The sequence below is a fragment of the Lacisediminimonas sp. genome, from assembly GCF_030645335.1.
GTDB lineage: Bacteria > Pseudomonadota > Gammaproteobacteria > Burkholderiales > Burkholderiaceae_D > Lacisediminimonas.
The window spans coordinates 1-3471 of the sequence record NZ_JAUSNH010000224.1 but is presented as its reverse complement, the minus strand read 5'-3'; the positions used below and the strand labels follow the sequence as shown (position 1 = coordinate 3471).

General features: G+C 63.8%; 4 protein-coding genes. 2 read left to right on the top strand and 2 right to left on the bottom strand.

The window, feature by feature from the left end; genetic code table 11:
• The coding region (locus Q7T64_RS15350; protein WP_304797490.1) for an SDR family NAD(P)-dependent oxidoreductase at positions 1–609 on the bottom strand (609 nt) is incomplete at its 3' end.
• A gap of 4 nt (positions 610–613) precedes the next feature.
• On the bottom strand, positions 614–1549 hold the full coding sequence (locus tag Q7T64_RS15345) for an ABC transporter substrate-binding protein (protein WP_304797488.1): 936 nt from the start codon (positions 1547–1549) through the stop codon (positions 614–616).
• Positions 1550–1880: 331 nt separating this feature from the next.
• On the opposite strand from Q7T64_RS15345, the gene Q7T64_RS15340 reads away from it, so the two are divergent.
• Positions 1881–2972 carry an aromatic ring-hydroxylating dioxygenase subunit alpha gene (locus Q7T64_RS15340; protein WP_304797486.1) on the top strand — a complete coding sequence of 364 codons (1092 nt, stop codon included), beginning with the start codon at positions 1881–1883 and terminating at the stop codon, positions 2970–2972.
• Positions 2969–3244 (top strand): hypothetical protein, encoded by a 276-nt coding sequence (locus Q7T64_RS15335; protein WP_304797484.1) that lies wholly within the window; start codon positions 2969–2971, stop codon positions 3242–3244. The genes Q7T64_RS15340 and Q7T64_RS15335 overlap by 4 nt, the downstream gene beginning before the upstream one ends.
• Positions 3245–3471 lie beyond the last annotated feature (227 nt).

The following is a 3471-nucleotide window of genomic DNA, read 5'->3' as shown; positions in this document are numbered from 1 at the left end:
GGCCTCTTGCGCACCTTTCTTGAAACGATCGGTATTGATACGGCCGGGAACGATCACGTTGACCAGCACGCCGTCCGCCGCCGCTTCGTTGGCCAGGTACTTGAACAGGCCCGCCACGCCAGGCCGGGTCGCGACCGAGGTAACCAGGTCCGGAATCGGCTCGCGCACCGAACGCGCCTGCACCGTGACCACCCTGCCCCACTTGCGGCTGCGCATGTCGGGCACCAGCTTGCGCGTGAGCCGGAATGCGGCCATCACCGTCACATCGAAGGCTTCCAGCAGGTCCGCATCGGTCACATCGGCAAAGCCGCCGCGCTTGGGTGAACCGCCGATGAATACCAGGATGTCGATCTGCCCGAAGCGCTCGCGGCCGGCATCGCACAGCCGGTCGATATCAGCAGCACTGCTGAGGTCGGCTTGCACTGCCAGCACATTGTCCGTGCCGGCCAGTTGTGCGACTTCCCCGGCCGTTGCCGCCAGGCGTGCAGCGTCGCGCCCGCACAAAATGATGCGTGCACCTTCTGCAGCCAGCGCCAGTGCGCATTGCTTGCCAATGCCATTGCTCGACGCCGTCACCAGCGCGATCTTGCCCTTCAAGCCGAGATCCATTTTCCTATGCTCTTTCCCGCAATGCGGCTTCGAGATAAATTTCATCATATACCGCCGCTGGCAACATCTCTTTTGCCGCCGGATACTGGCCGGCAAAAGAATCGATGACACGCCGTATGCCGGCCGGCGACGCCACCGGCCGGTCCTGGAACCGCGCGGCGTAAAAGGCTTGTATTGCGGCTGCCTGGTCGGCATCGACAAATCCCAGGTGACGCTGAAGCACGGGGATGACTGCCGCTGCGGAATGCTTGAACAGCCAGATCGATTGCAGATAGGCTTTGAGCATCCGCCCCAGCAGCGCTGGCTGCGCCTGCGCCAGGCGGCGGGTGGTGGCCAGCACCGGCCCCTGGTAACCCAGCGACTGCCCGAGGTCGGCCAGCTCGCAAAAGCCGTAGGCCAGTTCGCCCGCCAGCTTGTAGTCGGCGGTCAGCACACCCGCATCGACCTGCCCTTCGGCAAGCGCGCGGTAAATCGCCGGGTAGGTGCCCAGCGGCAGCAGCGTGGCCTCATGGTTGTCCCAGCGCGCCAGCATCTGGCGCGCCGAAAAACCTGTCTGGCCGGCGGCCGACAGCACGCCGACCGTCTTGATCTGCGCCGGCCCGGCCAGGCCCTTGCGCCCCAGCAGGTACAAGGCGGCGACTTGCTCGGCCGCCATGATGATCAAGGGGTCGTGTCCTTCGAGCGCGGCCTGCACTACCGGCACCGAACCGAATTCGGCAAACTGGAATTCACCCGACATCAACCCTGCGGCGCCAGCCGGCCCGGCGGTCTCCTCGCGCACGATCTGCAAGTCCAGCCCCTGCGCCTCGAACGCGCCAAGCGCGCGGCCGATCACGCCCAGGCTTTGCGCGGTGGAGCGCAGGCCCAGCGCCAGGGTGACCGGCGTGAGCTCAGTGGGCGCGCCGCCATCGGCTGCATTGCCGGAATCTTTTTTATCCATTGTGGACGCTGATGAAAAACCCTTAGCTGACTAAGTACTTTCAAACATTAGCATCGTTTTACCGATCCGTGCTCGAAAAAATTCTGGCCTGCGCTACGACAATGCGCTGCCGCCCGGGCCATCCCCCGCACGGTGCGCAATGTCGCCAATGCGGTGCACAACCCGCCGATTTTGCCGGTCCCGTCGCGCTGCGTCGCACCATCGCGGACCGGATTTCCGCAGTGCAGCCGCATGCGCCGGCACGGCTGGCGCGGCGCCGAAGAAAGCGCTTCTCAAACAAACAAAAACTCTGATATCGTTAGGAGGCTAACTAACTTCGACGGGCAATGACATGAGCGTGCCGACATCCGAAATCAAATCCCTGGAACGCCAGGGCGCGCCAGCCGCCCGGGCGCCCGCCGCGCGGCGCAACCCATGGAAGGAACTGGAAGAGCGCTTCGCGCTTGGCCTGCGCAACCACTGGTACGCGATCCTGCCGAGCGACGAACTGCCGGCCGACAAGCCGGTCGGCATCCAGCGGCTGGGCATCGAGCTGGCAGTGTGGCGCGACGAGCAGGGCGTGGCGCGGGTTTTCGAAGACCGCTGCCCGCACCGCGGCGCCAAGCTGTCACTGGGCGTGCAGCATGACGGCGGACTGCGTTGCTGGTACCACGGCTGGAAATTCGACATCAACGGCCAATGCAATTCGATCCCGTCCGAAGGCGGCGAATGCGGCATCGCACAAAAGGCGCACGTGCGCAGTTTCCCGACGGAGGAACATGGCGGCCTGATCTTCGCCTACTTTTCCAGCGACGACAGCGCACCGGCCATGCCCTGCCCCAATCCGTACGAACTCGAAAGCGATGAGTGGAATGGCTTCATCGTGCGCCACCACTGGCAGGGCGTGCCCTGGATCCGGGCGATGGACAACCTGATCGACCCGGTACACGGCCCTTTCCTGCACAGCGGCACCTACACCTTGGGCAATACCAAGGGCTATGCCGACACCATCGAAGTGCGCAAGAATCCGGACGACAGTTATTACGTCGGCCGCAAGGGGCAGGCGCTGGTCAATTTCGACTTTACCGAATACCACTTCCCGAACTGGTTCCGGCTCGACATTCCTTATCCATGGTCTGCCGGACCTGGCGGGCCGATGCGCATCCTGGTGATGGTGTGCCCGATCGATGCCGAATCCTGCCAGGTGTACATGGTGCGCAAGCGCAAGATCACCGGCTGGAAATGGTGGCTGTGGAAAGCGCTCTGGCATATCCGCCTGGAAAAGAAAATGTGGCAGGTGATCGACCAGGACGTCGCCATCCTGGCGTCGCAAGGCGGCAGGACCAGCCTGGACCACGAGCTGCTGGTGCAAAGCGACGCCGGCCTGGTCACGATGCGCAAGCTGTTCCGCGAAGCAGCCCAGAAAGAAGAGGCCAGCTCATGAGCCTGTACGCCGTGCAGCACACCCTGTTCCGCCTGAAAAAAGACAAGCCGCTGGCGGCAGCATTGAAGGATACCGGCAGCGCCGCACTGGACGGAATCGACCTGACGGACGACGAGCGGGCCGCCCTGGCAAATGGCGACCTGGCCGGGCTGTACCGGATGGGCGCCCATCCGCTGCTGCTGGCGCCCTATGCGCGGCTGATGGGCATCGCACGGCCACGCTACGTGGAATTGCTCAGTCCGCTGGCGGGCGTGCAAAAGCTGCGCAGCTAGGATGCAGCACCTCGTCATGCTTATCGCTGCCACGGCAAACCAACGTACGGAGTACTGAAATGGGTCAACTTGTTTTCGCCGGGGCGATGAGCCACGCCCCGGGCATTGCTGCATTCGCCGATGCGGCCGAAGAAGGACAGCGCAAGCGCTTTTTTGCCGCCATCGATGAAGCGCGCGAGCAACTGGCGAGAGCCAAGCCCGACGTGCTGGTCATCATCGCACCGGAT

Bases quoted from the DNA above. Each gene is read 5' to 3' on its own strand.
- Q7T64_RS15345 (WP_304797488.1), bottom strand. From the start codon at position 1,549: ATGGATAAAAAAGATTCCGGCAATGCAGCCGATGGCGGCGCGCCCACT.
- Q7T64_RS15340 (WP_304797486.1), top strand. From the start codon at position 1,881: ATGAGCGTGCCGACATCCGAAATCAAATCCCTGGAACGCCAGGGCGCG.
- Q7T64_RS15335 (WP_304797484.1), top strand. From the start codon at position 2,969: ATGAGCCTGTACGCCGTGCAGCACACCCTGTTCCGCCTGAAAAAAGAC.